General features: G+C 62.8%; 22 protein-coding genes. 11 read left to right on the top strand and 11 right to left on the bottom strand.

Going from position 1 to position 23,604, the window contains the following annotated elements; genetic code table 11:
- Entirely contained in the window at positions 1-288 is a 288-nt protein-coding gene (locus NKI22_RS05450; protein ID WP_023720093.1) for a succinate dehydrogenase assembly factor 2, read from the bottom strand.
- A 91-nt stretch (positions 289-379) separates the two neighbouring features.
- On the opposite strand from NKI22_RS05450, the gene recG reads away from it, so the two are divergent.
- On the top strand, positions 380-2,488 hold the full coding sequence (gene recG, locus NKI22_RS05445; protein WP_352814535.1) for an ATP-dependent DNA helicase RecG: 2,109 nt from the start codon (positions 380-382) through the stop codon (positions 2,486-2,488).
- Here recG and NKI22_RS05440 read toward each other — a convergent pair.
- Complete coding sequence (locus NKI22_RS05440) at positions 2,440-3,192, bottom strand: DUF502 domain-containing protein (protein ID WP_031194320.1); 753 nt, start codon at positions 3,190-3,192, stop codon at positions 2,440-2,442. The two genes, recG and NKI22_RS05440, sit on opposite strands and share 49 nt — an antisense overlap.
- Before the next feature lie 80 nt (positions 3,193-3,272).
- The gene (gene glmS, locus NKI22_RS05435; RefSeq protein ID WP_023720095.1) at positions 3,273-5,096 is read right to left on the bottom strand and encodes a glutamine--fructose-6-phosphate transaminase (isomerizing); all 1,824 of its coding nucleotides are present in this window, start codon (positions 5,094-5,096) and stop codon (positions 3,273-3,275) included.
- Between the two features lie 226 nt (positions 5,097-5,322).
- Here glmS and NKI22_RS05430 point away from each other — a divergent pair, with 226 nt between their 5' ends.
- Entirely contained in the window at positions 5,323-5,676 is a 354-nt protein-coding gene (locus tag NKI22_RS05430) for a hypothetical protein (RefSeq protein ID WP_031194321.1), read from the top strand.
- A gap of 1 nt (position 5,677) precedes the next feature.
- Here NKI22_RS05430 and glmU read toward each other — a convergent pair whose 3' ends face one another.
- Positions 5,678-7,039, bottom strand: coding sequence for a bifunctional UDP-N-acetylglucosamine diphosphorylase/glucosamine-1-phosphate N-acetyltransferase GlmU (gene glmU, locus NKI22_RS05425; RefSeq protein WP_352938363.1), 1,362 nt, complete (start codon positions 7,037-7,039; stop codon positions 5,678-5,680).
- A 130-nt stretch (positions 7,040-7,169) separates the two neighbouring features.
- Positions 7,170-8,117: an AraC family transcriptional regulator gene (locus tag NKI22_RS05420; protein WP_352851699.1), complete on the bottom strand. Its 948-nt coding sequence runs from the start codon at positions 8,115-8,117 to the stop codon at positions 7,170-7,172.
- Between the two features lie 129 nt (positions 8,118-8,246).
- Here NKI22_RS05420 and NKI22_RS05415 point away from each other — a divergent pair, with 129 nt between their 5' ends.
- A complete protein-coding gene (locus tag NKI22_RS05415) occupies positions 8,247-9,140 on the top strand; it encodes an SDR family oxidoreductase (protein WP_352958263.1) in 894 nt (297 codons plus the stop codon).
- Between the two features lie 66 nt (positions 9,141-9,206).
- On the opposite strand, the gene NKI22_RS05410 is transcribed toward NKI22_RS05415, so the two are convergent.
- Positions 9,207-9,953 (bottom strand): cytochrome c biogenesis CcdA family protein, encoded by a 747-nt coding sequence (locus NKI22_RS05410; RefSeq protein ID WP_023720100.1) that lies wholly within the window; start codon positions 9,951-9,953, stop codon positions 9,207-9,209.
- Positions 9,954-10,150: 197 nt separating this feature from the next.
- On the opposite strand from NKI22_RS05410, the gene NKI22_RS05405 reads away from it, so the two are divergent.
- Positions 10,151-10,528, top strand: coding sequence for a COG4315 family predicted lipoprotein (locus NKI22_RS05405; protein ID WP_352482202.1), 378 nt, complete (start codon positions 10,151-10,153; stop codon positions 10,526-10,528).
- Between the two features lie 142 nt (positions 10,529-10,670).
- Here the strand turns inward: NKI22_RS05405 and NKI22_RS05400 are convergent, their stop codons facing one another.
- Positions 10,671-10,898, bottom strand: coding sequence for a hypothetical protein (locus NKI22_RS05400; protein ID WP_023720101.1), 228 nt, complete (start codon positions 10,896-10,898; stop codon positions 10,671-10,673).
- 76 nt (positions 10,899-10,974) lie between these two features.
- Between NKI22_RS05400 and topA the strand changes: the two genes are divergently transcribed.
- The 7 genes from topA to rpmG all read left to right on the top strand — a co-directional run bounded on the left by topA (position 10,975) and on the right by rpmG (position 19,208).
- Entirely contained in the window at positions 10,975-13,590 is a 2,616-nt protein-coding gene (gene topA / locus NKI22_RS05395; RefSeq protein WP_352642684.1) for a type I DNA topoisomerase, read from the top strand.
- Between the two features lie 6 nt (positions 13,591-13,596).
- Positions 13,597-15,903, top strand: a complete 2,307-nt coding sequence (rnr, locus tag NKI22_RS05390) for a ribonuclease R (RefSeq protein ID WP_502897682.1) — start codon at positions 13,597-13,599, stop codon at positions 15,901-15,903.
- On the top strand, positions 15,903-16,355 hold the full coding sequence (locus NKI22_RS05385; RefSeq protein ID WP_352587013.1) for a DUF983 domain-containing protein: 453 nt from the start codon (positions 15,903-15,905) through the stop codon (positions 16,353-16,355). The genes rnr and NKI22_RS05385 overlap by 1 nt, the downstream gene beginning before the upstream one ends.
- Before the next feature lie 73 nt (positions 16,356-16,428).
- Positions 16,429-17,163 (top strand): NUDIX hydrolase, encoded by a 735-nt coding sequence (locus tag NKI22_RS05380; protein ID WP_352587010.1) that lies wholly within the window; start codon positions 16,429-16,431, stop codon positions 17,161-17,163.
- Positions 17,164-17,179: 16 nt separating this feature from the next.
- Complete coding sequence (locus NKI22_RS05375; protein WP_352814538.1) at positions 17,180-18,355, top strand: MFS transporter; 1,176 nt, start codon at positions 17,180-17,182, stop codon at positions 18,353-18,355.
- A 109-nt stretch (positions 18,356-18,464) separates the two neighbouring features.
- A complete protein-coding gene (locus tag NKI22_RS05370; protein WP_352814540.1) occupies positions 18,465-18,920 on the top strand; it encodes a YqfO family protein in 456 nt (151 codons plus the stop codon).
- 120 nt (positions 18,921-19,040) lie between these two features.
- Positions 19,041-19,208: a 50S ribosomal protein L33 gene (gene rpmG, locus NKI22_RS05365; protein WP_006201775.1), complete on the top strand. Its 168-nt coding sequence runs from the start codon at positions 19,041-19,043 to the stop codon at positions 19,206-19,208.
- 68 nt (positions 19,209-19,276) lie between these two features.
- On the opposite strand, the gene NKI22_RS05360 is transcribed toward rpmG, so the two are convergent.
- From NKI22_RS05360 to NKI22_RS05345, 4 genes are all read right to left on the bottom strand, one after another.
- Positions 19,277-20,344 (bottom strand): ABC transporter ATP-binding protein, encoded by a 1,068-nt coding sequence (locus NKI22_RS05360; protein ID WP_352587004.1) that lies wholly within the window; start codon positions 20,342-20,344, stop codon positions 19,277-19,279.
- Positions 20,345-20,348: 4 nt separating this feature from the next.
- Positions 20,349-21,197, bottom strand: coding sequence for a carbohydrate ABC transporter permease (locus tag NKI22_RS05355; RefSeq protein WP_352851695.1), 849 nt, complete (start codon positions 21,195-21,197; stop codon positions 20,349-20,351).
- Positions 21,197-22,120, bottom strand: coding sequence for a carbohydrate ABC transporter permease (locus tag NKI22_RS05350; RefSeq protein WP_352814544.1), 924 nt, complete (start codon positions 22,118-22,120; stop codon positions 21,197-21,199). The genes NKI22_RS05355 and NKI22_RS05350 overlap by 1 nt, the downstream gene beginning before the upstream one ends.
- A 203-nt stretch (positions 22,121-22,323) precedes the next feature.
- Positions 22,324-23,601 carry an ABC transporter substrate-binding protein gene (locus NKI22_RS05345; protein WP_023720111.1) on the bottom strand — a complete coding sequence of 426 codons (1,278 nt, stop codon included), beginning with the start codon at positions 23,599-23,601 and terminating at the stop codon, positions 22,324-22,326.
- Positions 23,602-23,604: the final 3 nt, after the last annotated feature.

The raw sequence follows: 23,604 nt of genomic DNA, 5'->3' as shown, positions 1-23,604 counted from the left end.
TCAGAAGGTCATGTCCCGGCGCGAAGCCAGGATTTTTTGCAGGACGGCACAATCTATATCCGTCGGAACCGGGCGCTCGCCGGTGACGATAGGCAGGAATTCGGTGTCGGGAATGTCGAGAAGCCTCTCATATTGGTCGATTTCGTCGCCGGTCAAGGCGCCGATCTCGGCATCGGCGAAGCTGCCGAGTATCAGGTCCATCTCGCGCATGCCGCGGTGCCACGAACGAAACAGAAGCTTGCGGCGGCGGGTATCGAGCCCCTCGCTTGATCGAGTCGTTCCGGTCATCGTGCAACATCCTTGCCCAGGCGGCGCATATAGCGTGGATAGAAGGCGGTGTCAGCCTTGCGCTCCGGCCGGCGCAACATAAGCTGACATCATGCGTCCCTCCCTCCTCGATCCGCTGTTTGTCCCGATCACCTCGCTTGCCGGCGTCGGGTCGAAGGTTGGCGTATTGATCGAGAAAGTCGTGGCGGCGGATCTCGGCGACCGGGCAGCGCGCGCCGGCGACCTCTTGTTCGTGCTGCCGCATACTGTCATCGATCGCCGCAACCGGCCGGGCATCGCCGGTTCGGCCGAGGGCGCAATCGTCACGCTCGATGTGCGCATCGACCGCCACCAGCCGCCGCCGCGTGGCAACAGGTCGGTACCCTACCGGGTCTACGCCCATGACGACACTGGCGAGATCGCGCTGACCTTCTTCCATGCCCATGCCGCCTATCTCGAAAAAGGGATGCCCGTAGGCGAGCATGTCGTCGTCTCGGGCCGCATGGAATGGTTCAACGGCCGCCCGACCATGGTTCATCCCGACCATATCGCACTTGCCGGCGACGCAGAAAACCTCCCATTGGTCGAGCCGGTCTATCCGCTGACCGCCGGGCTCTCGGGCAAGGTGCTGCGCCGGGCGATTGGCCAAGCGCTGGCCCGCCTGCCGGTGCTGCCCGAATGGCAGGACGGCGAGTTCCGGCGCCGCCACGCCTTTCCTGCTTTCGGCGATGCGCTCACCCGGGTCCACAATCCTGCCGACCCGATCGACGTCTCCGTCGACGGCGCGGCGTGGCGGCGCCTTGCCTATGACGAGTTCTTGGCCGGCCAGGTATCGCTGGCGCTGGTCCGGGCCAAGGTCCGCCGATTATCGGGCCGGCCACTCGTTGGCGACGGCCGCATAGTCGAACAATTGCGCGCGGCACTCCCTTATTCGCTGACCATGTCGCAGGAAATGGCGCTTGCCGAAATCAACGCCGATCTCGGCGACCCCGAACGCATGCTGCGCCTTTTGCAGGGCGATGTCGGCTCCGGCAAGACGGTGGTCGCGCTGCTTGCCATGGCGCGTGCCGTCGAGGCCGGCGGCCAGGCGGCATTGATGGCGCCGACCGAAATCCTGGCGCGCCAGCATCTGGCAACGATTGCGCCGTTGGCGGAACGGTCCGGCTTGCGCGTCGCCATCCTCACCGGCCGCGAAAACGGCCGCGAGCGCGCCGACACGCTGACCGGGCTGGCCAATGGCGACATCGACATCGTCGTCGGCACCCATGCGCTGTTCCAGCAAACGGTGACGTTCCATGACCTCGTGTTCGCCGTCGTCGACGAGCAGCACCGTTTCGGCGTCCACCAGCGCCTTGCCATCACCGCCAAGGGCGATGCGCCCGACATGCTGGTGATGACGGCAACGCCGATACCGCGGACGCTGGTGCTGACTGCCTTCGGCGACATGGACGTGTCGAAGCTGACGGAAAAGCCGGCCGGCCGCCAGCCGATCCGCACCGTCACCTTGCCGCTTGAACGGCTCGACGAGCTGATCGGCCGCATGCTCGACGCTGTCGCCGATGGCCAGAAAATCTACTGGATCTGTCCGCTGGTTGAGGAATCCGAGGAGATCAAGCTGATGTCGGCCGAGGACCGTTTTGCCTCGCTGAAGCCGCTGTTCGGTGATCGGATTGGCCTGGTGCATGGCCGCATGAAGGGCGCCGACAAGGACGAGGCGATGCGCGCCTTCAAGCAGGGTGAAACGCGCATCCTGATCGCCACCACGGTGATCGAGGTCGGCGTCGATGTGCCTGACGCAACAATCATGGTCATCGAGCATGCCGAGCGTTTTGGCCTTGCCCAGTTGCACCAATTGCGCGGCCGGGTCGGGCGCGGCGACAAGCCGTCGTCCTGCGTGCTGCTCTACAAGGACCCGATTGGCGAGACGGCCAAACGCCGGCTGTCGGTGATGCGCGAGACCGAGGACGGCTTCCGCATCGCCGAAGAGGATCTGAAGCTGCGCGGCGAAGGCGAGTTGCTCGGCACCCGCCAATCCGGCACGCCGGGCTTCCAGGTGGCGCGCATCGAGGCGCATGCCGACCTGCTCGAGGCCGCCCGCGACGATGCGCGGCTGATCCTGTCGCGTGATCCGGAACTGCAGTCCGAACGCGGCACGGCGCTGCGCCTGCTGCTCTATCTATTCGGCCGCGACGAGGCCGTGCGGCTCCTGCGCGCCGGCTGAGGCATCGCGTCGAGCGGCGGATTGGCGAGCGCGCCGTGGATCTGCTCGCCGTTCACCGTCACCATTTTGACCGCCGGCGCCACCAGGCCGGCCGAAACGATCAGCTTGGCTCCGTCCTCGATCGTCATGTCGAGCAGCACGATGTCGGATTTCGGTACATACATCAGAAAGCCCGTAGTCGGGTTAGGCGTACACGGCATGAACACCGCAATCAGCGGATCGCCTTGCTGGTCGAGCTTCTGGTTGATCTCGGTTTCCTTCTCGCTGGCGACGAAGACCAGCGACCAGACCCCCTTGCGCGGATATTCGACCAACCCGACCTGGCGGAACATGTCGCCCTTGTTCGACAGCACGGTCTCGAAAATCTGCTTCAGCGAACCGTAGATGCCGCGCACCAGCGGCATGCGGCCAAGCAGGCGCTCGCCGAAGTTGACGATGGCGCGACCGACGATATTGGCTGTCAGGAAACCGATAAAGGTGATGAGGATCAGGGCAACGATCAGCCCAAAACCCGGCACTGGAAACGGCAGGTAGGTGTCCGGATTGTAGCGTACCGGGATGTAGGGTTTCACCCAGGAATCGACCCAGCCGATAAGCGACCAGGCAATGTAGGCGGTGATCGCCAATGGCGCGCAAACGACGAAGCCGGTCAGGAAATAGTTTCTCAGCCGGGTCATGCCTGAGGTCTTGAGAGCATCCGACATGGTTCACCGCAGCGTGTGTTTGCAACGCGACACTACTGAACCCGAAGGCGCTTTGGAATTGCGAAGTTTTTAAACGAGACCTATTCCACCGTTACCGATTTCGCCAGGTTGCGAGGCTGGTCAACGTCCGTGCCCATGAACACGGCGGTGAAATAGGCGAGCATCTGGATCGGCAGCGCGTAGATGATCGGCGAGATGATTTCCGGCACGTCCGGCAAAACGATCGTCTCCATCGTCTTCACCGTAGCGTGTGCAGCGCCCTTGCTGTCGGTGATCAGGATGATCTTGCCGCCGCGCGCCGCCACCTCTTGCATGTTCGACACCGTCTTTTCGAAGATGCGGTCGTGCGGGGCGATGACGATGACAGGCATGTTCTCATCGATCAGTGCGATCGGCCCGTGCTTCAGCTCGCCGGCGGCATAGCCTTCGGCGTGGATATAGGAAATTTCCTTGAGCTTCAGCGCGCCTTCCATGGCCAGCGGAAAATTGGTGTCGCGGCCGAGGTAAAGTACATTCTTGTAGTGCGAGAGGTCGCGAGCGATCTTTTCGATCTGCCCATCGAGCTTCAGCACCTGGTTGGCGTAACGCGGCGCTTCGGATAGCGCGCGCACCAGTGTCTTCTCCTGCTCGGGCGAAATGGTTCCACGCGCCATACCAGCTCGCACCGCCAGCGAAGCCAGCACGGAGAGCTGGCAGGTGAACGCCTTGGTCGAGGCGACGCCGATCTCCGGGCCGGCCAGTGTCGGCAGGATGACGTCGGATTCGCGCGCCATGGTCGATTCGCGCACATTGACCACAACACCGATCTTCATGCCGGCCTTGCGGCAGTAGCGCAGCGACGCCAGTGTGTCCGCCGTCTCGCCCGATTGCGAGATAAAGAAGGCGGCATCGGTCTTCGACAGCGGCATCTCGCGGTAGCGGAACTCCGAGGCGACATCGATGTCGACCGGCAGCCGCGCATAGCGCTCGAACCAGTATTTGCTGATCAACCCGGCGAGATAAGCGGTGCCACAGGCCGAAATCGCCAGCCGGTCGATCTTGGCGAAATCGAATGGCAGGTCGAGCGGCTTCGAGACGCCACCGACGAAATCCACATAATGTGCCAGCGTGTGCGAGATCACTTCCGGCTGTTCGTGGATTTCCTTTTCCATGAAATGGCGCCGGTTGCCCTTGTCGACCATGAAGCTCGTGCTGAGCGACTGCTGGCGTTTGCGGTCGACCTTGTTGCCGTCCATGTCGAAGATGGCAACGTCGTTGCGGCGCACTACCGCCCAGTCGCCGTCTTCCAGATAGGTGATCGAGTTGGTGAACGGGGCAAGCGCGATGGCGTCGGAGCCCAGGAACATCTCGCCATCGCCATGTCCGACGGCCAGCGGCGGGCCATTGCGGGCGCCGACGATCAGATCCTCGTCGCCCTTAAACATGATGGCCAGCGCAAAGGCGCCTTCCAGCCGCTTCAGCGCCTGATGCGCGGCCTCGACCGGCTTCAGGCCCCTGGCCAGTTCGCGCGCCACCAGATGGGCGACGACCTCGGTGTCGGTCTGCGAGGAAAACGTATAGCCGTCGCGGATCAACTCATCGCGCAATTCGGCGAAATTCTCGATAATGCCGTTATGGACGATGGCGAGCCCGTCGGAAAAATGCGGATGCGCATTGGTCTCGTTCGGCACGCCATGCGTTGCCCAGCGCGTGTGGCCGATGCCGATCGTGCCACCGAGCGGTTCGTCCTTCAGCCGGCGCTCGAGATTGATCAGCTTGCCTTCGGCACGGCGACGGGCGAGATGGCCATGATCGATGGTCGCGACGCCGGCCGAATCATAGCCGCGATATTCGAGCCTTTTCAGCGCATCGACGATAAGCGGCGCGACCGGCGAGTTACCGACTATTCCAACGATACCGCACATGGCGCTTCCCCCGACTCTGACTTCAAACCCGGCACTATTTAGAGACTGCCTGGCTACCGCGAAAAATCACATTCCATTTCGTCCGGTATCAGCCGGACTATCCTGCACAGATGCACCATCACAGAGCGCTCTTGCAATCCGGTTACTGCAATTGCTCAGTTTCTCCGCTCATATATCCTATCTCGCCTCAAAGGCTCCTGAAATCAGTCAAAGACATGATGCGGCCATGAACGAACGAATTGACACGGTGACACTTTGGCGTCCGGTTGGGCCACGCGAACTGGAGTTGATCCAGAGTTCAGGGATGCGCGCCTTTCCTCCTCGACTTGCCGATCAGCCGATCTTCTATCCGGTAACGAGCGAGGCCTATGCCACCCAGATCGCCCGAGACTGGAATGTGCCCGCGAGCGGATCAGGTTTCGTGACCCGTTTCGAGGTGCGCCGCAGCTTTCTGGACCGTTACAGCGTCCAGCATGCCGGCAGCCGGGCGCATCTGGAATACTGGATCCCGGCCGAAGACCTGTCCGCCTTCAACGATGCAATCGTTGGGGAAATCCAGCTTGTCGCTGAGTTCCGTTAGGCTATCCTTTTTTGTGGGCAGCCGCGGCCGAAGCGAACCGTTCGCGCAACTCCTTGCCCTTGCCGGGCAGAGTCCGCTGGCGGGCACGGCCGAAGGCCAGTGCATCGTCGGGCACGCTTTCGGTGATGACGCTGCCCGAGGCGATGTAGCCGCCCTTGCCGATCGACACCGGCGCCACCAGCGAGGAATTCGAGCCGATGAAGGCGCCCTCGCCGATATCGGTGAAGAATTTCGAATAACCGTCATAATTGCAGGTGATGGTGCCGGCGCCGATATTGGCGCCTGCGCCGATGCGGGCATCGCCGATATAGGTCAGGTGGTTGACCTTGGCGCCCTCCTCGACGATCGCTTGCTTTACCTCGCAGAAATTGCCGACCTTGGCTTTGTTTCTCAGATCGGCCCCGGGCCGCAGCCGCGCGAACGGCCCGACATCGCAATTCGACGCGATGGTTGCGCCTTCGATATGGCTGAAGGCATGGATCTTGGCGCCCGTGGCGATTTTCACGCCCGGCCCGAACCAGACATTGGGCTCGATGATCGTATCGGCCCCGATATCGGTGTCGTGCGAGAAGAACACGGTTTCTGGCGCAATCAGCGTCACGCCGGAAAGCATCGCTTCATGCCGCCGGCGCGCCTGCCAGATGCCTTCCGCCTGGGCAAGCTCGGCGCGGTTGTTGATGCCGAGCGCATTTTCGAAACTGGCTTCGATGGCGACGACATCAAGTCCTTGCGCAGCGGCGATCTCGACGATGTCGGTGAGATAATACTCGCCCTTGGCGTTCTTGCTGCCGACTTGATCGAGCAGCTTCAGCGCATGCCTGCCGGCGACCGCCATCAGCCCGCCATTGCAGAAGGTGATTTTCTTCTCCTCGTCCGAACAGTCCTTCTCCTCGCGGATGGCGACGAGCTTGCCGGCCTTTTCGATAAGCCGGCCGTAGCCCGAAGGATTTTCCGTACGGAAGCCGACCACGACGACAGCCGCACCTTCGGCCAGCTTCAGCCGCGCCGCCGCCAGTGCTTCCGGATCGATTAACGGCGTGTCGCCAAACATCACCAGGATGTCATCATAACCCCTTGATATCGCTGCCCGCGCGGCAAGCACGGCGTGCGCGGTGCCGAGGCGCTTTTCCTGAACAAAAGTCTCGACCTTCGGCGCGAACTTGAGTGCCGCCTTGCGCATCTCGTCGGCGCCATGGCCGATCACCAGCGCCAGATCACCGCTGCCGGCGGCTTCAGCCGCCTTGACGACGTGGGCAACCATCGGCAGGCCGGCGATTGTGTGCAGCACTTTCGGCACCGCACTCTTCATGCGCATGCCTTCACCGGCAGCGAGGATGATGGACAGGCAGGATCTCTGGCTCATGGGGACAGCAACCGTTGAAAGGAGTCTGGAATCGAAGCGTTAGTAGCACCGGCGCCATGCTGCACCAATGCGGTTAAATTCCGGTGAGACGGTGGAACCTCCAACCCGCGAGACGCTCAAGCCGATCGGCTCAGGCGGCTTCCGCCTCGTTGCGTGATGCGAAGCCGGGGGCTCGGCCACGACCGTGTTGCCGTGGCGAACAGTTCATGACCCGCTTGAAGGCTGTGCTGAAGGCGCTTTCGGATTCGTAACCGAGCGACAGCGCGATGACGGCGACGGGATCGCTGGAATTCGTCAGCCGGTCGCCGGCCAGCAGCATTCGCCAGCGCGTCAAATAGTCCATGGGCGATGCGCCGACCGTCTCCTTGAATCTAAGCGCAAAGGTCGATCGCGACATGCCGGCCCGTTCCGCCAGCTCCTGTAACGTCCAGCCATGCGCCGGATCGTCATGCATGGCGCTGATCGCCGCGCCCATCTGTTTGTCCGCCAGGGCAAAGAGCCAGCCGATGCCACCTTTCAATCCTTCCGAAAGATGCAGCCGCAGCGCCTGAACCAGCATCATGTGGGCGAGGTGCCGGATCACCAGAAAGCCGCCCGGTTGTGGCTCGCGCAGCTCCTGCATCATCCGCTCCACCGACCAGCGCAGCGCAGACTGGTCCGACTCTTTGCGGATATGCACAATGGCTGGCAGCATCCGCAACAGGATGCCGGCATGATTGCCGCCAAGCGCGAAGCGGCTGCTGACCAGAAAGAAATCACCGCCGCCATTGTGGGTCACGACACCGCCGGCTCGCGCTGGCGGAAAAATCTTGACGGCTTCAACAGGCGCCAGGCCCATGTCGCTTGCAAGGCGGAAAGGCCGTCCGCTCGGCAGCAGGAAACAGTCCCCCGTCTCAAGGTGCACTGCGTCGGCAACGCCCTCCAGCGAAAGCCAGCACCGGCCCGAGACCACCGCTCCCGTCTTGATGCTTTGCTGCTGGTCGGGGAACTGGATCGACCATTCACCACCTGCATCGAAGCCGGCCGACATATAGTTTCGCGGCTTCAGCAGCGAGAGCACATCTGAAAGGGGATCCATGGGTCATTCCGGACGATTGCGAAGATAATACGGACTTTACCGCATAGATCGTATTTTCTCAAGCGCCTATCACGACGCCACCGGGCCGCGAACATGGTCGTGGTCAGAAATGAACAAGGAGAAGTCGTGATGCGTGTTTTCCTTACCGGAGCGACCGGATTCGTCGGTTCTGCCGTCGTTCAAGAACTCATCGGTGCCGGCCATCAGGTGCTCGGCCTCGCCCGCTCGGAGGCGTCGGCCAAGTCGCTTGCCGCGACTGGAGCCGAGGTGCATCGAGGCGACCTCGAAGACCTGGAGAACCTGCGCAGGGGTGCGGCAGCCGCCGATGCGGTGATCCACACCGGGTTCAACCATGACTTTTCGAAGTTCGCGCAAAACTGCGAAATGGACCGGCGCGCCATCGAGGCGATGGGCGGTGCACTCGAAGGCTCCGAGCGCCCCCTGCTCGTCACCTCCGGAACCGCGCTCCAGGCGCGGGGCCGTATCGCGACGGAGGAAGATGCGCCTGTCCCCGCTTCCGCTTCGTCTCCCCGCGCCTCCGAAGCGACAGCCGCCGCGCTGGCGGCACGCGGGGTGTGCGCGTCGGTTGTCCGCCTTCCGCCGTCGGTCCATGGCCAGGGCGACCACGCCTTTGTTCCGATCCTCATCGACCTTGCTCGCAAGAAGGGCGTGTCGGCCTATGTCGGCGAAGGGCTCAATCGCTGGCCCGCCGTGCATCGGTTCGATGCCGCCCGCATCTACCGGCTTGCGCTCGAGCATGGCGCCGGTGGCGGGCGCTATCACGCGATCGCCGAAGAAGGCGTGCCGTTCAAGGACATCGCTGGCGTGATCGGCCGGCGCCTGAACGTGCCGGTCGTCGCCAAGTCCGCCGAAGAGGCCGGCGATCATTTTGGCTGGTTCACGATGTTCGCGGCGATGGATGTCCCGACTTCAAGCGAGCGAACCCGCGCGCTGCTGGGCTGGGCGCCGAGCGGACCCGGGCTCATCGTCGATATCGACCAGCCAAGCTATTTCGGAGGCTGAACGGACCACGTAGCTGTGGTACCTTGTGCCGCAGTTACGGCCTCGCGCCTCGGCCGGGCGGCAAACCTATCCCAATTGCCCCAGCACCGGAAAATTCTCGAGCAACCAATAGGACGCCGCCTGCACGCCGCCGGTCAGGAAAAACACGCCGGCCACGACCAGCAGCGCGCCAATGGCTTTTTCGACGCGGCCGAGATGGACGCGGAATTTCCCGAGAAAGCGCATGAAGGCGCCGGAAAACAGCGCCGCGACCAGGAACGGTATGCCGAGGCCGAGCGAGTAGGCGGCAAGCAGCAGCGCGCCCTCGCCCACCGTCTCGCGGCCGCCGGCAAGCGTCAGGATCGGCCCCAGCACCGGGCCGATGCAGGGCGTCCAGCCAAAGGCAAAGGCCAAGCCCATGACGTAAGCGGCGATCAGGCTGGCCGGCTTGCCTTGTGACTGGAAGCGCGCCTCGCGTGAAAGCAAAGGGATGCGCAATACGCCGAGGAAATTCAGCCCCATCAGGATGATCAGCACTCCGGCCGCCATTGCCAGCGGCTCCTGCCAGACCCGTAGCAGATGGCCGATAGTGGAGGCGCCGGCGCCCAGCGCGACGAAGACGGTCGAGAAGCCGAGCACGAAGGCGATGGAGGAATTAACCAGCGCGCCTCGCGCGCCAGCCTTTGCCGCAATGCCGGCTTCGCCGCGGAAATCGTCGACCGACACGCCGGCCATGTAGCACAGATAGGGCGGTACCAACGGCAGCACGCAAGGTGACAGGAACGAAATCGCTCCCGCCCCGATCGCGCTGACATAGCCGACGTCCAATGCCATTTCCGTCTCCCGATGACTGCGCAGCCATATAGCCGCGACAACGGCCATCCGCCAATCACCATCGCGTGGCCCCAGCAAGTCGTCGCCCTCGCCTGGATCTATGGAAAACAGCCCGGGAAGAAAGGGCCGCCAGGCAGCGTTGATCAAACGAAGCGCGTTGTTCCGCGCGCTTTTTCGAATCATCCAAGGAGAAGTCCATGAAAACGATCGCAATCGGCATGGCCGCGCTTTTGCTCGGCACCGTCGTGTCCTACGCCGCCGAGGCGTGGAAGGAAGCAGAAGTCGGCGGCACCAAGATCTACACCGACGCCGGCGGCATGACGCTCTACACCTATGACAAGGACGAGGCCGGCAAGTCGAATTGCTACGACAAATGCGCCGCCAATTGGCCGCCACTGAAAGCTGACGCCAACGCCAAGGCCGAGGGCGAATGGACGATCGTCGACCGCACCGACGGCACCAGGATGTGGGCCTATGAAGGCAAGCCGCTCTACACGTTCATCAAGGACAAGAAGGCCGGCGATGTCACCGGCGAGGGCGTCGGCGGCGTCTGGCATATCGCCAAAGCCGACTGAGCCTTGAGCCTCTGATCCGCTGTAACAGGCGGTAATACGGCTGGTCGCCGGGACGTTGACCCAACCACCCCGGCGGCCAGCTTTTCAGCACAGCAATTCCGTGCGACTGTCTGAGCAAATGCCGGGCTGCATATTGCGCAGTTCACAGCGTCTGTTCAAGCAGGGCTGGCGCGTGCTCGATGTTTCTCTTATATCCGCGGGAGAGTTTGTCCCGTTCTCCAGGATCAATTGCCGGGTTTGTCCAGCGATAGGCTGCCCATTTCCCTTGTCCAGGATTGCGGAAATCGCAAGGCGCGCCGTTGGGTTGCGCATTCGGTGCAGGGCCGCATTTTGACTGCTTGGCCTTGACCGGATGCAAAAGCGCGGCCATGTGAGCGACACATTGAATGAGATTTCGTCGCGCGCAGCGGAATTCTTCTGCCGCATCACAACTGATATGAGACCGTATGGACGTCGTCGTCGTCGAATCGCCGGCCAAGGCGAAGACAATTAACAAGTACCTGGGCAAGAACTACAAGGTTCTGGCCTCGTTCGGCCATGTCCGCGATCTACCGGCCAAGGATGGCTCGGTGCGCCCGGATGAGGACTTTGCCATGTCCTGGGCCGTCGACACCGCGTCTGGAAAGCGTCTCGCCGATATCGCCAAGGCAGTCAAGGACGCCGACGGGCTGATCCTCGCCACCGATCCGGACCGTGAGGGCGAAGCGATCTCCTGGCATGTCCTGGAAGTGCTGAAACAGAAGCGCGCGTTGAAGGACAAGCCGGTCAGCCGCGTCGTCTTCAATGCCATCACCAAGGCGTCGGTGCTGGAGGCGATGGCCAATCCGCGCCAGATCGATGCGCCGCTGGTCGATGCCTATCTCGCCCGCCGCGCGCTCGACTATCTGGTCGGCTTCACGCTGTCGCCGGTGCTGTGGCGCAAGCTGCCCGGCGCCCGCTCGGCCGGCCGCGTCCAGTCGGTGGCACTGCGTCTGGTCTGCGACCGCGAATCCGAGATCGAGCGCTTCATTCGCGAGGAATACTGGCAGGTCGCCGCCATCCTCGGCACGCCGCGCAAGGAAAATTTCGAGGCGCGGCTGACCGCCTTCGAGCGCAAGAAGCTGCAAAAGCTCGACATTTCCAACAAGGCGCAGGCCGACGACATCAAAGCGATGCTCGAAGGCGCCAGCTTCAAGGCAGTGTCGGTCGAAGCCAAGCCGACCAGGCGCAATCCCGGCCCGCCCTTCACCACCTCGACGCTGCAGCAGGCAGCCTCATCGGGTCTCGGCTTTTCGGCCAACCGCACCATGCAGGTGGCGCAGCGGCTTTATGAGGGCATGGAGATCGGCGGCGAGACCACCGGCCTGATCACCTATATGCGAACCGACGGCGTGCAGATGGCGCCGGAGGCGATCTCTGCCGCACGCGATGCGATTGCCAAGGAATTCGGCCCTAAATACCTGCCTGAAAAGCCGCGCGTCTATTCCGCCAAGGCCAAGAATGCCCAGGAGGCGCACGAAGCGATCCGTCCGACCGATTTCATGCGCACGCCGGCTTCCGTCAGGCAGTATCTCGACGCCGACCAGGCGCGGCTTTACGAGATGATCTGGAAACGCGCCATCGCCAGCCAGATGCAGCCGGCCGAGATCGAGCGCACCACGGTCGAGATTGAGGCGATCAACGGTTCGCGTACCGCCGAGCTTCGTGCTGTCGGCTCGGTCATTCGCTTCGACGGCTTCCTAGCCGCTTACATCGAGCAGAAGGAAGAAGATTCGGAAGACGAGGAAAGCCGCCGCCTGCCCGAGATCCGTGCCGGCGAGCAGCTCACCCGCGAGGCGATCAACGCCACCCAGCACACCACTGAGCCTCCGCCGCGCTATTCCGAGGCGTCGCTGATCAAGAAGCTGGAAGAACTCGGCATTGGCCGGCCGTCGACCTATACGGCGATCCTGAAGACGCTCGAGGATCGCGATTACGTCACCATCGACAAGCGCAAGCTGGTGCCGCAGGCCAAGGGCCGGCTATTGTCGGCTTTCCTCGAAAGCTTCTTCGAGCGTTATGTCGAGTACGACTTCACCGCTTCGCTCGAGGAGAAACTCGACGAAATCTCCGACGGCAAGCTAGCCTGGAAGGATGTGCTGCGCGATTTCTGGAAGGATTTTTCCGGCGCCGTCGCCGACATCAAGGAGTTGCGCGTCACCGACGTCCTCGATGCGTTGAACGAGGAACTGGCGCCGCTGGTGTTTCCCACGCGCGAGGATGGCTCCAACCCCCGCATATGTCCGAAATGCGGCACCGGCAACCTGTCGCTCAAGCTCGGCAAATTCGGCGCCTTCGTCGGCTGCTCGAACTATCCCGAATGCTCCTTCACCCGCCAGCTCGGCGACGCAGCCAATCCCAATGGCGAGAACGGCAGCGGCGAAGACGGCACCAAGGTGCTCGGCAAGGATCCCTATACCGCCGAGGAGATCACGCTGCGCAATGGCCGGTTCGGCCCCTATATCCAGCGCGGCGACGGCAAGGATGCCAAGCGCTCCAGCCTGCCCAAGGGCTGGACTGTCGATTCGATCGATCACGAAAAGGCGCTCGCCCTGCTGTCGCTGCCGCGCGACGTCGGCAAGCATCCGGAATCCGGCAAGATGATTTCGGCCGGGCTGGGGCGCTACGGGCCGTTCGTGCTGCATGACGGCACCTACGCCAATCTCGACAGCATCGAGGACGTGTTCTCGATCGGCCTCAATCGCGCCGTCTCGGTGATCGCCGAGAAGCAATTGAAAGGCAAGGGCGGCCGCAATGGGGGCACGCCCGCTGCTCTGAAGGAGCTTGGCGAGCATCCTGCCGGCGGCGGCAAGATCGTCGTGCGTGACGGCAAATACGGGCCTTATGTGAATTTCGGCAAGGTCAACGCGACGCTGCCGAAGGGCAAGGATCCGCAATCGGTGACGGTCGAGGATGCGGTGGCGCTGATTGCGGAAAAGGAAGCCAAGGGCGGCAATGGCGGCAGAAAGCCGTTCCGCAAAGCGGCCGCGCCTGTGAAGAAAGCGGCAGCGGCCAAAAAACCGGCGGCCAGGAAAAAGGGATAGGACGGGTTGGCGCGCAAAGTCTCCGGAAGAAGCCACGGCGATCTGCGCACCGCCGATACCCGTGCCAAGGTCAGGGACAATTACCGGCCTTCGCGTGACGAGATACTGCGTTACATCGCAGAAAATCCGGACCGCGCCGGAAAACGCGACATCGCCAAGGCGTTCGCGCTGCGCGGCGAAGACCGTATCTGGCTGAAGGACATGTTGCGCGATTTGCAGGACGAAGGCCTGCTGACCAAGGAGCGCAAGCGGCTTGCCCGCGTCGGGGCCCTGCCCCACGTCGCGGTGCTCGACATCTTTAGCCGCGACGCCGACGGCGTGCTGCTGGCGCACCCGACCGAAGCGATCGGCAATGGCGAACCTCCGGTCATAGCGATCCGCGTGTCGCGCGGCGGCAATGGCCCGACGCCTGGCATCGGCGACCGGGTTTTGGCCAAGACCTTTCCAACCGACGATCCGGCAGGCCCGGCCTATACGGGCCGGGTGATGAAGATCTTCGAGAAGCGCACCGATGCGGTTCTCGGCGTTTTCCGTGTGCTGAAGGACGGCACGTTCCGCATCGAGCCGGTGGAAAGGCGCCAGCCGGAGCTGGTCGTCGACAAGGAATTCCAGAACGGCGCCAAGAATGGCGACCTGGTCGAGGTCGAGCCGGCGCGGGCCTCCCGTTACGGGCTGCCGAGAGCCAAGGTGCTGGCGGTATTGGGCTCCTTGACCAGCGAAAAGGCGGTCTCGATGATCGCCATCCACGCGCACGACATTCCGCATATTTTGCCCGCCGACGTCATCGCCGAGGCAGAGGCGGTCAAGCCGGCGACGCTTGCCGGCCGCGAGGATTGGCGCGAGCTGCCGCTGCTCACCATCGATCCGGCCGACGCCAAGGATCATGACGACGCGGTGTTCGCCATGCCCGACACCGACGAGACGAACGCCGGCGGCGTGATCGTCACCGTCGCCATTGCCGATGTCGCCGCCTATGTGCGCTATGGCACGGCGCTCGACCGCGAAGCGCTGAAGCGCGGCAATTCGGTCTATTTCCCCGATCGTGTCGTGCCGATGCTGCCGGAGCGCATCTCGAACGACCTCTGTTCGCTGCGCGAGGCCCAGGATCGTCCGGCGATAGCGGTGCGCATGACTTTCTCGGCTGATGGCCACAAACTCAGGCACTCCTTCCATCGCATCATGATGAAGTCGGCGGCGAAACTCGCGTATCAGCAGGCGCAAGCGGCGATCGACGGCGCACCGGACGACACGACTGGCCCGATCCTCGATGCGGTGCTGAGGCCGCTATGGGACGCTTACGCGATCCTGAAGCGCGGCCGCGACACGCGCCAGCCGCTCGAGCTCGATCTGCCGGAGCGCAAGATCCTGCTCAAGCAGGACGGCACCGTCGACAAGGTCGTCGTGCCGGAGCGGCTCGACGCGCACAAGCTGATCGAAGAGTTCATGATCCAGGCCAATGTCGCCGCCGCCGAGACGCTGGAGGCGAAGCGGCAGGCGCTGGTCTACCGCATCCACGATGCGCCCTCGCTCGCCAAGCAGGAATCGCTGCGCGAATTCCTGCAGACGCTCGGCCTGTCGCTGGCGCGCGGTGCGCAGATGCGGCCGAACCAGTTCAACAGCATCCTCGCTCGCGTGCGCGGCGCCGACAATGAGGGACTGGTCAACGAAGTGGTGCTGCGCTCGCAGAGCCAGGCCGAATATTCGCCTGCCAATATCGGCCATTTCGGCCTCAACCTGAAGCGCTACGCGCATTTCACCTCGCCGATCCGCCGGTATGCCGACCTGATCGTGCATCGTGGGCTGATTGCCGCACTCGGCCTTGGTCCGGGCGGCCTGACGCAGGACGAGGCGGAACGGCTGGAAGAGGTCTCAGCACTGATCTCGGCGACCGAGCGCCGCGCGATGGCCGCCGAGAGAGACACGGTCGACCGGCTGATCGCCGCCTATCTCGCCGAGCGCATCGACGACCGTTTCGACGCCCGCATCTCGGGCGTCACCAAATCGGGACTGTTTGTCCAATTGCCGCAGTACGGCGCGGATGGCTTCATTCCGGTTTCAACGCTGGGCGGCGACTACTATATATACGACGAAACTGCCCGATCGCTTTTCGGAGAACGCACCGGCAAGGGCTATCAGCTTGCCGACCGCGTCGAGGTTCGCCTGATCGAGGTGGCGCCGATGGCCGGCGCGATGCGTTTCGAGATGCTGACCGAACCAAAGCCGCTGCCCGGCTCCAAACGGTCGTTCCACAAGGCCAAAGGCCGCGCCCGGGCGTCGCAATCGCGCCCAGGCACGCGCGGCAGGAGACGGTAATGCCAACAGAACTGCAGGTGGAAGAACGGGCCTTCGGCGGCGAACATCACTCGGGCCGGACCGCCCGGCCGCTATTGACGGCAATGAAGCGCGGCATGCTCGGCCGCTGCCCGCATTGCGGCGAGGGAAAGCTGTTTCGCGCCTTTGTCAAGACCGTCGACAAATGCGATCACTGCGGCGAGGAACTTCACCACCATCGCGCCGACGACCTGCCGGCCTATCTTGTGGTGGTCATTGTCGGCCATATCGTGCTCGGCGCCTTCATGGGTGTCGAGGCGACCTCGACGCTGTCGACCTGGCAGCACATTGCCATTTGGGTGCCATTGACCATCATTCTCGCCGTCGTCCTGCTGCAACCGGTCAAGGGCGCTGTCATCGGACTGCAATGGGCGTTTTATATGCACGGCTTTGGCGGTGAAAAAGATCTGATCGAGTCGCATCCCGAGGCTTGAAACCGAGGCTGGCGCAAATCCGCATGGCTGGACGCCACTTTCGCATCGGAGAAGATTCCGCTAGGTCGAGCGCATGGACGTTATGACCAAGGCGGAGGCCGACAAGGTTGAGCGGATCGCGCTCGACGCCAAACCTATACGCCCGCGCGACGCCGCGACGCTGATCCTGCTCGACCGCAAGGGCGACGAGTTCCTGGTGCTGATGGGCCGGCGCCACGCCCGTCATGCCTTCATGCCGGGCAAATTCGTGTTTCCCGGCGGCCGCACCGATCCGGCCGACAGCCGCACCCCGATAGCCACCGCACTTCATCCCGAGGAAGAAGCGAGATTGACCGCTGGCATCGGTCGCACCAGCCCGGCCCGCGCCCGCGCCATCGCCTTGTCGGCAATCCGCGAAACCTATGAGGAGGCCGGCCTGCTGATCGGCCAAAAAGGCACCTTCGCGACCGCCAAGCGCGACTGGCAGGGCTTTGTCGAACACAGTGTTATTCCATCACTGCAAGCGCTGCGCTTCGTCGCACGCGCCATCACGCCGCCCAACCGGGTGCGCCGCTTCGATACGCGCTTTCTCGCCGCATGGCGCGACGACGTCGCCGTGGAACTGCCGGGTGGCGGTCCGACCAACGAGTTGGAAGACGTCGTTTGGCTGCCGCTGGCCAAGGCCAGTCAAGCCGACGTTCCAGACATCACGCGCACGGTCCTGGAGGAGCTGGAAACGCGGCTCGCCCAGGATCCGCTGCTGAGGCCCGGCGGTCCCGTGCCGTTCTATCGGCTTGTCCGCAATCGCTTCGTCCGCGAAATTCTCTAGAGCAGCCAGGCATTCCATGACAGTCGATACCCAGCCGCAGAGCGAGGAACGCGTACACTGGCTGCCGATGGTCGCGGCGATCTCTTCGATCAGCGTCGTCGGCATCGCCATCGGCCTCGGCATGCCGCTGCTCAGCGTCATCCTGGAAACGCGTGGTCATTCGGCGTCGATGATCGGTCTCAATACCGCGGTCGCCGGCCTCGCCTCGATCGCCGGCGCGCCGCTCGCCACCCCGCTTGCCATGCGGTTCGGGGTCGCCTGGACGATGCTTGCCATGATCGTCGCCGGGGCGCTGGCCTTTGTCGGTTTCCATTTCGCGCCAGCTTTCTGGATGTGGTTTCCGCTGCGCGTCCTGCTGCACGTCGCGCTGACGGTGCTGTTCATCCTCTCAGAATTCTGGATCAGCACCTCGGCGCCGCCACACCGGCGCGGACTGGTCCTCGGCATCTATGCCACCGTGCTGTCTCTCGGCTTTGCCGCCGGGCCATGGCTGTTCGCTCATCTCGGCAGCAGCGGCTTCCTGCCCTTCGGCGTCACCATCGCTTTGGTGACGCTCGCTGCCATACCGGTTCTGGCAGCACGCAACGAGAGCCCGACGATCGTCGCCGACGGCGAAATCAGCAATTTCCTGCGTTATATCTGGCTGGTGCCGACGGCGACCGCGGCCGTGCTGGTGTTCGGTGCGGTCGAGACCGGCGGCTTTGCGCTGTTCCCGGTCTACGGCAACCGCATCGGCTACTCCGAGGCCGACGCAGCTCTTTTGCTCACTATGATCGGGCTCGGCAACGTGCTGTTGCAGATCCCGATCGGCATGATCAGCGACCGCGTCAGCGACCGCCGCTATCTGCTGATGGCCTGTGCCACGGTCGGGCTTGTCGGCACCGTCTTTATGCCGTTCTTCGCGCAGAATTGGCGCTTGATGGCAGCGCTTCTGTTCGTCTGGGGCGGCGTGGTCGCCGCCATGTACACGATCGGTCTGGCGCATCTCGGTTCCCAGCTTTCCGGCCACGAACTGGCCTCCGCCAACGCCGCCTTCGTGCTTTGCTACGGTGTCGGCATGGTGCTTGGCCCGCAGGCAATCGGCATCGGCATGGATGCTTTCGGGCCGTCGGGCTTCGGTTGGGCGCTCGGCCTGTTCTTCGCCTGCTATATCGTGCTGGTTGGCACCAGGCTGCTCCGCAAAATCCTCTGAGTGGGCCCGCTGCCGACATTGCTCCCACTGCTGACTAACTACTGACACCACCATGTCAGGAGCGCTCGCGTATATGCTCCCTCAAAGTGCATAAGCAGGGAGACCTCGGATGATCGACAGTGGCTTTGAGACGAAATCGGTGCGGATGGAATTGCTGCTGCTGGTGACCTTTCAGGCACCGGCCGCCGATGTCGACCGCATCATGGAGGCGGTGGTCGCGATCGCGCCGCTCAGAATGGGCAAATATGACAGCAATGCCTTTCAGTCAGCGGACGGCATCGAACGCTACCGGCCGCTTGAAGGTGCCGCCGCCGGCGCCGAGACGGAATTGCGCAGGCGGCCGGGCACTGTCGAGGTGTCGTTCGAACTGCCCGACGACCAGAAGCTCGCCGCTCGCGTCGTCGAAGCGATTTACCAGGTTCACAGTTATCAGGAGCCGGTGATCCGCATTCAGCCGCTGCTTGCCAGCCGCTCCAAGGGTCTCGACGACCGCGCCAACCCGAACCGCTGGTGGAACACGACTGGAGACTGGAAGAAGGCGCTGCCAGTCACGGAAGACGCTTGAACCTGGACAAGGGTTGACTTTCCGGGCGCGTTCTTTATGTGTCGCGGCAAGTTTCCCGCGTCCGGGTGTTTCCCCGTGCTCCAGCGGCCAAAACTTCACGTACATTAACGGACGAACATCATGGCCAAAGCCGCAAACATCAAGATCAAGCTTCTGTCGACCGCCGACACCGGTTTCTTCTACGTGACCAGCAAGAACAGCCGCACCAAGACGGACAAGCTGTCGTTCCGCAAATACGACCCGGTCGCCAAGAAGCACGTCGAGTTCAAGGAAACCAAGATCAAGTAATCCGGTTTTCTCTCGCAGTACCGAAACGCCGCCTTCCGGGCGGCGTTTTTCGTTTCCGGGATGCAGGACTAGCCGATGCGATCACCGCTTGCCGGATCGAACAGATGCAGCGACGCCGGGTCGGCCGACAGGCGCACGGCCTCACCCGGTTTCACACTGGCCCGACCCATGGCGAAGACGCACACCTGCTGGCCGGCAAGCTTGGTGTAGAATTGAGTCGACAGGCCGAGCGGCTCCACTACGCCCACCTCGCCTTTCAGCGCGCCATTGTCGGCAAGCCGGATATGCTCCGGCCGTAAGCCGACGGTGATCGCATCGCCATCCCTGAGCGGCAACCCGTCCGGCAGCCGCAGCTTCTGGCCGTCGGCCAGTACGGCATCCGACTTGGCGGTCTTTTCAACCACGGCAGGCAGGAAATTCATGCCGGGCGAGCCGATGAACCCCGCGACGAACATGTTGACCGGTCGGTCATACAGATCGAGCGGCGCACCGACTTGCTGGACGAGGCCGTCATGCATGACGACGATACGGTCGGCCATTGTCATTGCTTCGATCTGGTCATGGGTGACATAGACCGAAGTGGTCTTCAATTGCTGGTGCAGCGCCTTGATCTCGGCACGCATATGGACGCGCAGCTTGGCATCGAGGTTCGAAAGCGGCTCGTCGAAGAGAAAGACTTTCGGGTCGCGCACGATGGCCCGGCCCATGGCGACGCGCTGACGCTGGCCGCCGGACAATTGCCGCGGCAAGCGTTGCAGAAGCGCATCGAGCCCGAGCCGCTTGGCGGCACCGTCCACCCTTGCATCGATCGCCGGCTTGCCGGCCTTCCTCAGCATCAGGCTGAAACCCATGTTCTTCGACACGTCCATATGCGGATAGAGCGCGTAGGACTGGAATACCATGGCAATGTCGCGGTCCTTTGGCGCGATGTCGTTGACCAGGCGCTCGCCAATATGGATTTCGCCGTCGGAGACCTCCTCCAGCCCGGCGATCATGCGCAGCAGGGTCGATTTCCCGCAGCCGGATGGCCCAACCAGGACGACGAACTCGCCGTCGGCGATTTCGAGATCGACCGCGTGCAGGACGCGCACGGCTCCATAGTCTTTGCGGACTTTGTCGAGAGTGACGGAGGCCATCGATCTATCCCTTGACGGCACCAGCGGTAAGGCCGGTGACGAGGTAGCGTTGCAGGAAGGCAAAGAACATGCAGACCGGGATCAGCGCCAGGATGGAAGCGGCCATCATCTGCCCCCAGTCGACCGCGAATTTGCCGATATAGGTGAGCAGGCCGACCGCGAAGGTCTTCTGGTCGTCGCTGGAAATCAGCATCAGCGCAAACAGCAACTCACTCCAGGCGGCGGTAAAGACGAAGCCGAGCGTCGCGCCCATGCCGGGCAGCGTCAGCGGCACGATCACCTTGCGCATCGCCTGCAGGCGCGTGCAGCCGTCGATCATCGCCGCCTCTTCCAGGTCTCGCGGAATGCCATCGAAGAACGACTGCATCAGGAAGGTTGCAAAGGCCGTATTGAAGGCGGTGTAGATGATGACGAGGCCGGTCAAGCTGTTGATGAGGCCGATCTGCCCCATGATGCGGTAGATCGGCGGAATGACCATCACCAGCGGAAAAGTCTGGGTGAGCAGAAGCAGAATGGCCAGGGTCGCCTTGCCGCGGAAGGAAAATCGCGACATGGCGTAGCCGGCCAGCGTGGCAATGATCGTTACGAAGGCCGCCGTCGACACCGAAACAATAACGCTGTTCAGGAAGTAGCGCGGGAAATCGGTGGCTTCGAGCACGGTGACGAAGTTCTGCAGCGTCGTTTGCGACGGCCAGAAAGTGATGCCTTCGGAGTAGAGCAGCCGCTCCGGCGTGACCGAGATCTTCAACGTCCAGAAGATCGGGAACAGCGCGAAGGCCATATAGGCGCCGATGGCGCCGTAGAGGCCGATGCCGCCGAGAACGCGCGAGGAGACGGAGCGTCCTGCAATCATCAGACGTGCCTCACCAGCGAGCGGCGTATGCCGATCAGTGCAATCGCATAGACGATGAGCAGCACAAGCAGCAGCACCGCCACTGCGGAGGCATAGCCCTTGTCCAGCGACTTGAACGCGCTGACGTAGATATAGACCGGCACTGTGGCGGTCGAACCGGCAGGCCCGCCTTCGGTCATGACGAAGATCAGGTCGGCGAAGGTGGCGATCCATATCGTGCGCAGCATGACGGTGATGACGATGGTCGGCGCCAGGAACGGCAGCGTCACCTTGGTGAAGCGCTGCCACGGCGAGGCGCCGTCGATCGCCGCCGCCTCATGCAATTCCGAGGGTATCGACTTCAACGCCGCCAAAAGTGTGATGGCAAAAAAGGGAATGCCGAACCAGACATTGGCGACGATCGGCCCCCACATGGCTGTCGAGGGATCGGAGAGCACGTTGGTCGGCTCGGCTTTCAGCCCCAATGCATAGAGCCAGTGGGGCAGCGGCCCGATGATCGGATTGAACAGCCAGGCCCAGGTCAGGCCTGACAGGAAGGACGGCACCGCCCAGGGCAGGAACACCACCGCCTGCACGATCTTTCTGCCCCGGAACGGCGTGTCGAGCAGCAGCGCCAGGCCAAGGCCGAGGAAGAACTGGAAGAACAGGCTGGCTGCCGTCCACCACAGCGTGTTGACGAGCGCCTGCGCGAGCACGGGATCCGACAGCATCGCCTGATACTGCCCAAGCCCGACATATTCGGATTTGAATGCCGAGAACTTGCGGAACGAGTAGCCGATACCGATGACCAGCGGCACCAGGAGCACGACGACCAGCAGCACGATAGCCGGGCTGAGATAGAGCCAGGGCTCGATCGCGGCATGGGATAGCCGCTTCTTTCGCGGTCTGCCGGCGGATCGTATTTCGGACACGGCATAGGTCATTGGTGCTGGATTGTCTCCTGAGCAGCGTCGAGGACAGCGCCCTTCTCCCCGTTACGGTGAAAAGATGCCGGTCCACCCTCCGCAGCTGCTGCGGAGGACGGGCAGGCAGATGAGAGCCAGCACGAGCCACGACGGGTTGGCGCCGCCCCTCATCCGTCACTTCGTGACACCTTCTCCCCGTGAACGGGGAGAAGGAAGAAAAGCTATTTCTTGTTCTTGGCCAGCCAGTCCTGCTGTTCTTTGGTCAGGAACTTGGCCCATTCGTCGGCCACGTCCTTGGCCGCCTTCTGGCCAAGCAGCACTTCCTGAAAGTTCTTGATCGCCACCTGGTCGACGAAATTGCCGAGATTTTCCAGATGCGTCGGCGGCGTCACCATCTCGTATTTGTCGCCGTTGTTCAGTTCCTCGAACCAGCCTTTGAACTGCTCGGTCCTGAAGTGGGCGTCCTGGTCGGCGCCGTTGTGGATTGGAATGACGCCGACTTCCTTTGCCCATTCCAGATTGTCCTTGGGCGACAACAGCGTCGCCATCAGCTTCCAGGCATCGTCCTTGTGCTGGGAATTGGCGAACATCGCCCAGCCGGCATAACCGAGCGTCGGATAGGATTTGCCGCTCGGCCCGACCGGCATCGGCGCCACGGCGAAATCGTCGGCGCTCATCTTGTCGGCGATGCCGAGCAGCGCGTCGGGATCCTGGTTCAGCATGGCGCAGGTGCCGCTGTAGAAGCCGGTGACGGTCTCGTTAAAACCCCAGCTCACCGCATCTTTCGGCGCCAGGCCATTCTTGTACATGTCGGCGAGCATCTGCAGGCCCTTGACCGAGCCTTCCTCGTTGATGGTCGAGGTGCCGTCCTCGTTGAAATAGCCGCCCTTACCAGCGGCAATGTTCATGAACATGTGCATGCCGTTGAAGGCGCCCGGGCCACCGCGCAGGCAGTAGCCGTATTTGCCCGGTATCGCCGAGATCTTCTTGGAGTCCTCGACGAATTCGTCGAGCGTCGACGGCGGACCGTCCAGGCCGGCCTCCTTGAACAGCTTCTTGTTCCAGAACAGCGCGTTCAGGTAATAGCCGTAAGGGATCATGTACTGCTTGTTGTCGACCGTCGAGCCGAACTGCTTGGCGCGCTCGCCCAGCGTTTTGGCATCGTCCCATTTGGCCATGTATGGCCCGAGGTCCTCGAGCTGGCCGTTGGTCGCGTAGAGGCCCATCCAGCGTTCCGGCATCTCGACGATGTCGGGCGTGTCGCCGGCCTGCACCATGGTGAGGAACTTCTCGAACGCCTGGCCCCAAGGCAGCGACACGAGCTCGACCTTGACGCCCGGATTGGCCGTCTCGAACTCGGCGATTTGCTTCTTGAGGAATTCGGTACGCGGCGGGCTGGTAATGACCTCGACCATCTTGATGGTGGAATCGGCCAGCACGCTGCCGGCGGAAATCGCGAGACCCGCGACGGCACCAAGAAGGATGCTCAGTTTTTTCATGTT

The sequence above is a fragment of the Mesorhizobium sp. M0778 genome (assembly GCF_040320105.1).
In the GTDB taxonomy this organism is placed as follows: Bacteria; Pseudomonadota; Alphaproteobacteria; order Rhizobiales; family Rhizobiaceae; genus Mesorhizobium.
Note: the sequence above shows the minus strand (reverse complement) of the source record. Positions and strands in the feature narration are given on the sequence as shown.

Bases quoted from the DNA above. Each gene is read 5' to 3' on its own strand.
- NKI22_RS05370 (WP_352814540.1), top strand. From the start codon at position 18,465: ATGATCGACAGTGGCTTTGAGACGAAATCGGTGCGGATGGAATTGCTG.
- rpmG (WP_006201775.1), top strand. From the start codon at position 19,041: ATGGCCAAAGCCGCAAACATCAAGATCAAGCTTCTGTCGACCGCCGAC.
- NKI22_RS05450 (WP_023720093.1), bottom strand. From the start codon at position 288: ATGACCGGAACGACTCGATCAAGCGAGGGGCTCGATACCCGCCGCCGC.
- NKI22_RS05355 (WP_352851695.1), bottom strand. From the start codon at position 21,197: ATGATTGCAGGACGCTCCGTCTCCTCGCGCGTTCTCGGCGGCATCGGC.
- NKI22_RS05375 (WP_352814538.1), top strand. From the start codon at position 17,180: ATGACAGTCGATACCCAGCCGCAGAGCGAGGAACGCGTACACTGGCTG.
- NKI22_RS05410 (WP_023720100.1), bottom strand. From the start codon at position 9,953: ATGGCATTGGACGTCGGCTATGTCAGCGCGATCGGGGCGGGAGCGATT.
- NKI22_RS05400 (WP_023720101.1), bottom strand. From the start codon at position 10,898: ATGGCCGCGCTTTTGCATCCGGTCAAGGCCAAGCAGTCAAAATGCGGC.
- NKI22_RS05380 (WP_352587010.1), top strand. From the start codon at position 16,429: ATGGACGTTATGACCAAGGCGGAGGCCGACAAGGTTGAGCGGATCGCG.
- NKI22_RS05415 (WP_352958263.1), top strand. From the start codon at position 8,247: ATGCGTGTTTTCCTTACCGGAGCGACCGGATTCGTCGGTTCTGCCGTC.
- glmS (WP_023720095.1), bottom strand. From the start codon at position 5,096: ATGTGCGGTATCGTTGGAATAGTCGGTAACTCGCCGGTCGCGCCGCTT.
- NKI22_RS05440 (WP_031194320.1), bottom strand. From the start codon at position 3,192: ATGTCGGATGCTCTCAAGACCTCAGGCATGACCCGGCTGAGAAACTAT.
- recG (WP_352814535.1), top strand. From the start codon at position 380: ATGCGTCCCTCCCTCCTCGATCCGCTGTTTGTCCCGATCACCTCGCTT.
- NKI22_RS05385 (WP_352587013.1), top strand. From the start codon at position 15,903: ATGCCAACAGAACTGCAGGTGGAAGAACGGGCCTTCGGCGGCGAACAT.
- NKI22_RS05420 (WP_352851699.1), bottom strand. From the start codon at position 8,117: ATGGATCCCCTTTCAGATGTGCTCTCGCTGCTGAAGCCGCGAAACTAT.
- glmU (WP_352938363.1), bottom strand. From the start codon at position 7,039: ATGAGCCAGAGATCCTGCCTGTCCATCATCCTCGCTGCCGGTGAAGGC.
- NKI22_RS05360 (WP_352587004.1), bottom strand. From the start codon at position 20,344: ATGGCCTCCGTCACTCTCGACAAAGTCCGCAAAGACTATGGAGCCGTG.
- topA (WP_352642684.1), top strand. From the start codon at position 10,975: ATGGACGTCGTCGTCGTCGAATCGCCGGCCAAGGCGAAGACAATTAAC.
- NKI22_RS05405 (WP_352482202.1), top strand. From the start codon at position 10,151: ATGAAAACGATCGCAATCGGCATGGCCGCGCTTTTGCTCGGCACCGTC.
- NKI22_RS05430 (WP_031194321.1), top strand. From the start codon at position 5,323: ATGAACGAACGAATTGACACGGTGACACTTTGGCGTCCGGTTGGGCCA.
- NKI22_RS05350 (WP_352814544.1), bottom strand. From the start codon at position 22,120: ATGACCTATGCCGTGTCCGAAATACGATCCGCCGGCAGACCGCGAAAG.
- NKI22_RS05345 (WP_023720111.1), bottom strand. From the start codon at position 23,601: ATGAAAAAACTGAGCATCCTTCTTGGTGCCGTCGCGGGTCTCGCGATT.